Below are 5,178 nucleotides of genomic sequence, written 5' to 3'. Positions count from 1 at the left end.
CGCGGCGCGATCGGCGCGATCGTCCTGGTCGACACCCGCCGGCTCGCCGACTGCTTCCCCGCGGTCGACTACTTCGAGAACAGCGGCCTGCCCTTCGTCGTCGCCCTCAACGGCTTCGACGGCCAGCAGGCATACACCCCCGACGAGGTGCGCGAGGCACTCCAGATCGGTCCCGACACCCCGATCATCACGACCGACGCCCGCCACCGTTCGGACGCCAAGAGCGCCCTGATCACCCTGGTGGAACACGCGCTGATGGCGCGGCTGAAGTAGCGCTCAAGTACGACGAGCCGTACGGCAGTTGCCGCACGCGGAGCGGAGCCGGCTGTGGCCTTTGCCACGGTCGGCTCCGGCATTCATAACAGTTCGGCAGAGGAATCGCCCGGAATCGCCACGCGACGCGGTCATCCGGTGCCGCTGCGCGCACGAACGTTCCGCCTTTTGACGACGCTCGCTCTTTATGACCGTTTTATCTGGCGTTTACAACGGCTCCCTCACCGGCTCTCCACTGTTTGGAAGTGCACTGGTCCCCGTGCTGGAATGCCTGAACTGCCCATCGGTCCAAGACGTACTCCGTAGTGGTCTGTGGCGAACCGGGCTCTGAGAGACTGCGGCACGGCATAGGTGCCGACCGCCGAGAGGTTGTTGGTCGAGTGAGGCGAAGCAAGAACGGTCCCGAGCCGTCGACGCGGGGCAACTTCACGCCGCCGCCGCGCGCGGCTGCACCCGCCCCTGTCTCCGGTCCGGAGCCGACGGCCACTCCCGCGCCCGGCGGCGGCCGTCTCTCCCCTCGGAACTGGCGGGTGCCGACCCGGCTGAACGCCATCCTGCTCATACCCGTGATGGTCGGCCTCGTCATGGGCGGCTTCCAGGTGAAGAGCTCGATCGACACCTGGCAGCAGGCCCGCGACGCCGAGAACACCGCCCGTCTGGTGCGCGCCGCCCTCACCTACGCCGACGCCCTGGACAACGAGCGGGACGTCACCGCGGCTCCGCTGCTGCTGAAGAAGAAGGACGCGCAGAGCAAGCGGGTCGTCGACGGTGCCCGCAAGGCCACCGACCAGGCCGCCGCCGCCTTCACCGAGGCGGCCAAGAGCGCGCCGGACGAGCCGGGCCTGAGCCGCCGGCTCAAGCTGTTCCGGGAGGCCGAGCCCGGGCTGGCCCAGCTGCGGCGGGAGGCCTACACCGCCAGGAAGACCGGGGTGCAGACCGAGGAAGGCTATGTCGCGGTCTCCCACCCCCTGATGGAGTTCGCCAACGAGCTGGGTCTGGGCACCGGCAACATCACCTCCTACGGCCGTACCGTCTACGCCATCTCGCTGACCAAGGCCGCGCTGTCGCTGGAGCGGTCGATCGGCACGCACCTGCTGGTCAAGCCCGGTCCGGACGCCCCGAACCTGGCGACCCAGCGGGTCTCCCTGTCCTCCTACGCCTACCTCGAGCGCATCGCCGTCGAGGAGTACAAGGGCGGTGGCACCGAGGCCGACGCGCAGAAGCTGGACGACGCCCGGGCGAAGATCGAGTCGGAAGCCGCCGCGCAGGCCAAGGAGGCCGCGGCGCAGAACCCGAAGTACGTCGCCCCGCCGTCCGACCCGGACGCCATGGTCGCGGCGCTCGCCACCATGAAGGACACCAGTGCCCTCACCCGTGACGAGCTGGCCGCCAGGGGCATCACCGCCGACAACTGGTTCGCGGTCAACAGCCTCAAGTACAAGGCGTACCGCCAGATCGAGTCGGACCTGGCCGACAAGGCGGTGACCGAGGCGTCCGGCATCGCCGACGACGCCAGGACCTCCGCCTTCACCACCGGCGCCGTGGTCGTCGTCGCCCTGCTGGCCGCGTTCCTCCTGGCCGGTCTGGTGGCCCGGCAGATGAGCCGTTCGATGCGCCAGCTGCGCAACGCCGCCTTCGGCATCGCCGAGCAGCGCCTGCCGATGCTGGTCGACCAGCTGTCCCGCACCGATCCCGGCCGTGTCGACACCCGGGTCGCACCGATCCCGATCACCACCAAGGACGAGATCGGCGAGGTCGCCCGCGCCTTCGACCAGGTCCACCGCGAGGCGGTCCGGCTCGCCTCCGAGCAGGCCCTGCTGCGGGGCAACATCAACGCGATCTTCACCAACCTCTCCCGCCGCAACCAGTCGCTGATCGAGGGCCAGCTGACCCTGATCACCGACCTGGAGAACAACGAGGCGGACCCGGACCAGCTGGAGAACCTCTTCAAGCTGGACCACCTGGCCACCCGTATGCGCCGCAACGGTGAGAACCTGCTGGTCCTCGCCGGCGAGGAGCCCGGCCGCCGCTGGGACCAGCCGGTGCCGCTGATCGACGTGCTGCGCGCCGCCTCCTCCGAGGTGGAGCAGTACGAGCGCATCGAGCTGTCCGGTGTGCCGGAGGCCGAGATCCACGGCCGCGCGGTCACCGACCTCGTGCACCTGCTGGCCGAGCTGCTGGAGAACGCCACCACGTTCTCCTCCCCGCAGACCAAGGTCCGGGTGACGGCGACCCGTCTCCCCGACGGCCGCGTCATGGTCGAGATCCACGACAAGGGCATCGGTCTGACGGCCGAGGACTTCGCGGACATCAACCACAAGCTGGCCAACCCGCCGACCGTGGACGCGGCGATCTCCCAGCGCATGGGCCTGTTCGTGGTCGGCCGGCTGTCCGACCGGCACGGCATCCGGGTCCAGCTGCGCCCCTCGGGCGAGCAGGCCGGCACGACCTCCCTGGTCATGCTGCCGGACGCGATCACGCACGGCGGTGGCGGCGAGGGTCCGCTGGACCGCGACGAGTTCACGGTCTCGCAGATCATCCCGGAGCAGCAGTTCCAGGGGGAGGACTTCGGCCGGCCGCAGCCCCTGCGCACCGCCGCCGAGCTGGGCTTCGACGACAGCCGGTTCCCGGAGGTCCCGGACGACGCGCGCGGGCTGGACCCCGTCGGCCGTTCCCTGATGCGGGAGGGGCGGCGGGCCGCCCGCGAGGCGCAGTCGCACGGCCAGGACCAGGACCCGCAGCAGGCCGCCGAGGCGCCCGCCGGGTACCCGGACCCGTTCACCGGACAGCAGCAGCCGTACCAGGAACAGCCGTTCCAGGAACAGCCGCAGCAGCCCTACCAGGAGCAGTCCCAGCAGCCGTACGCGGAGCAGCCGCAGCAGCCGTACGCGGAGCAGCAGCCCGCGCAGGCGTACGACGGGCAGCCGCAGCAGGCGTTCGAGGCACCGGTCTACGACGAGCAGCGGCAGACCTCGTACGAGCAGCCGTACGACGAGCACTACTACGCGCCGACCGGTGAGGTCCCGCAGCCCGACGGCTTCGCCCCGGCGGGCGGCTACGCCGAGCCCCAGGCGGCCGGGTACGCCGAGCCCGCGCCCGCGCCGTCCTACCAGGACGACTGGCCCCAGCAGGACGGCTACCGGAACGGCTACCAGGGCCAGTACGCTCCGGAAACGGATTCCCCGCAGGCCGCTGACGCGAGCGAGCCGGACCACGTAGGCTTCGACCGTCCGGACCCGGCCCCCGCCGCCGCGCACGCGCTGACCGACGCCGGGCTGCCCCGCCGCGGTTCCGCCGCGCCCGGTCCGAACGGCGCCGGTGCCGCGAACGGCACGCCCCACGTACGGCAGGACACTCCGTCCCCGGCACCGGGCGGCACGCCGGGTGCGGGCGGCGACGACTGGCGCTCGGCCAACGACGAGCGGTGGCAGCAGGCCTCGCAGCTCCGCAAGCCCAAGGCAGGCGGGGTCACCGCCTCCGGTCTGCCGCGGCGGGTGCCCAAGGCCAACCTGGTCGAGGGTTCCGCCGAAACCACCCCCCAGGGAGGCCCACAGGTCTCCCGTGCTCCGGAGGACATCCGGGGCAGGCTGAGCAACCTGCGTCGGGGCGTCCAGCGCGGACGCAGCGCAGGCAGTGAAACGAACGGCCAGGCCACCACCCATCAGCACGGTGGTCCTGACAGCACCTACGACCAGGAGCGTTGATGTGAGCCCGATGAGCCAGGCGGCACAGAACCTGAACTGGTTGATCACCAACTTCGTGGACAACACCCCGGGGGTGTCCCACACGGTGGTGGTCTCCGCCGACGGACTCCTTCTGGCGATGTCCGAAGGCTTTCCCCGCGACCGCGCCGACCAGCTCGCGGCCGTCGCCTCCGGTCTGACCTCGCTGACCGCCGGTGCCTCGCGCATCTTCGAGGGCGGCAGCGTGAACCAGACGGTTGTGGAGATGGAGCGAGGATTTCTCTTCATCATGTCCATCTCCGACGGTTCGTCCCTCGCGGTGCTGGCCCACCCGGAGGCGGACATCGGCCTCATCGGGTACGAGATGGCCCTGCTGGTGGACCGCGCGGGCACGGTCCTCACCCCGGACCTCCGCGCGGAGCTCCAGGGAAGCCTTCTCAACTGACAGACGAACGGTGCGTATTCACGCCCCGGAGTCGTAAGGTTTCGGGACGCGGCTCCACAGGGATGGGTGCCCGGCGCGGTCGGAGGAGGAGAAAGTGGCAACACCCCCAGGCGGTTCGTATTCGGGCGACTGGTCGTACGGTCCCGCACAGGGACCGGGCGACGGCTCGCACGGGTACGACTTCCCCTCCTCCCCCGGCCACCAGCAGCCCTACGCCCCGCAGGGCCCCGGCCCGTCACCGTACGACCAGCCTCCGCCCCCACGGATCCAGCCGGTGCAGCCACAGCGCCGCCCCGAGCCGGCTCCGGCCGCGGCGGCCAACAACCCACTGGTGCGTCCGTACGCCATGACCGGCGGCCGGACGCGCCCTCGCTACCAGCTCGCCATCGAGGCGCTGGTGCACACCACCGCCGCTCCGCACCAGATGCAGGGTCAGTTGCCCGAGCATCAGCGGATCTGCAACCTGTGCCGGGAGATCAAGTCGGTGGCCGAGATCTCGGCCCTGCTGACGATCCCCCTCGGCGTGGCCAGGATTCTCGTCGCCGACTTGGCGGAGGCGGGCCTGGTCGCCATCCATCAGCCCGGCGGCGACGAGAACGCCGGCGGCCAGCCAGACGTGACACTGCTCGAAAGGGTGCTCAGTGGACTTCGCAAGCTCTAGCGGCGGTCCTTCCCGCTCCACCACCTCCGCGAAGATCGTGGTGGCGGGCGGCTTCGGCGTGGGCAAGACCACGTTCGTCGGTGCCGTCTCGGAGATCAATCCGCTGCGTACAGAGG

4 protein-coding genes and 1 pseudogene are annotated in these 5,178 nt (G+C 70.7%); all 5 read left to right on the top strand.

Annotation, left to right across the window (positions count from 1 at the left end; translation table 11 throughout):
- A partial coding sequence (locus tag IF37_RS0137795; protein ID WP_030754025.1) for an ATP/GTP-binding protein occupies positions 1–273 on the top strand: 273 nt, incomplete at its 5' end.
- 380 nt (positions 274–653) lie between these two features.
- Positions 654–3,977 carry a nitrate- and nitrite sensing domain-containing protein gene (locus tag IF37_RS0137790; protein ID WP_173457118.1) on the top strand — a complete coding sequence of 1,108 codons (3,324 nt, stop codon included), beginning with the start codon at positions 654–656 and terminating at the stop codon, positions 3,975–3,977.
- Positions 3,978–3,987: 10 nt separating this feature from the next.
- Positions 3,988–4,401 carry a roadblock/LC7 domain-containing protein gene (locus IF37_RS0137785; RefSeq protein ID WP_004983065.1) on the top strand — a complete coding sequence of 138 codons (414 nt, stop codon included), beginning with the start codon at positions 3,988–3,990 and terminating at the stop codon, positions 4,399–4,401.
- 94 nt (positions 4,402–4,495) lie between these two features.
- A complete protein-coding gene (locus IF37_RS0137780) occupies positions 4,496–5,062 on the top strand; it encodes a DUF742 domain-containing protein (protein WP_030754018.1) in 567 nt (188 codons plus the stop codon).
- A pseudogene (locus IF37_RS43175) lies at positions 5,043–5,178 on the top strand (ATP/GTP-binding protein); the annotation flags it as partial. The gene IF37_RS0137780 and the pseudogene IF37_RS43175, both read left to right, overlap by 20 nt.

Source organism: Streptomyces sp. NRRL S-31 (assembly GCF_000718775.1).
Lineage (GTDB): Bacteria > Actinomycetota > Actinomycetes > Streptomycetales > Streptomycetaceae > Streptomyces.
This window is presented reverse-complemented; position numbering and strand designations above follow the sequence as displayed.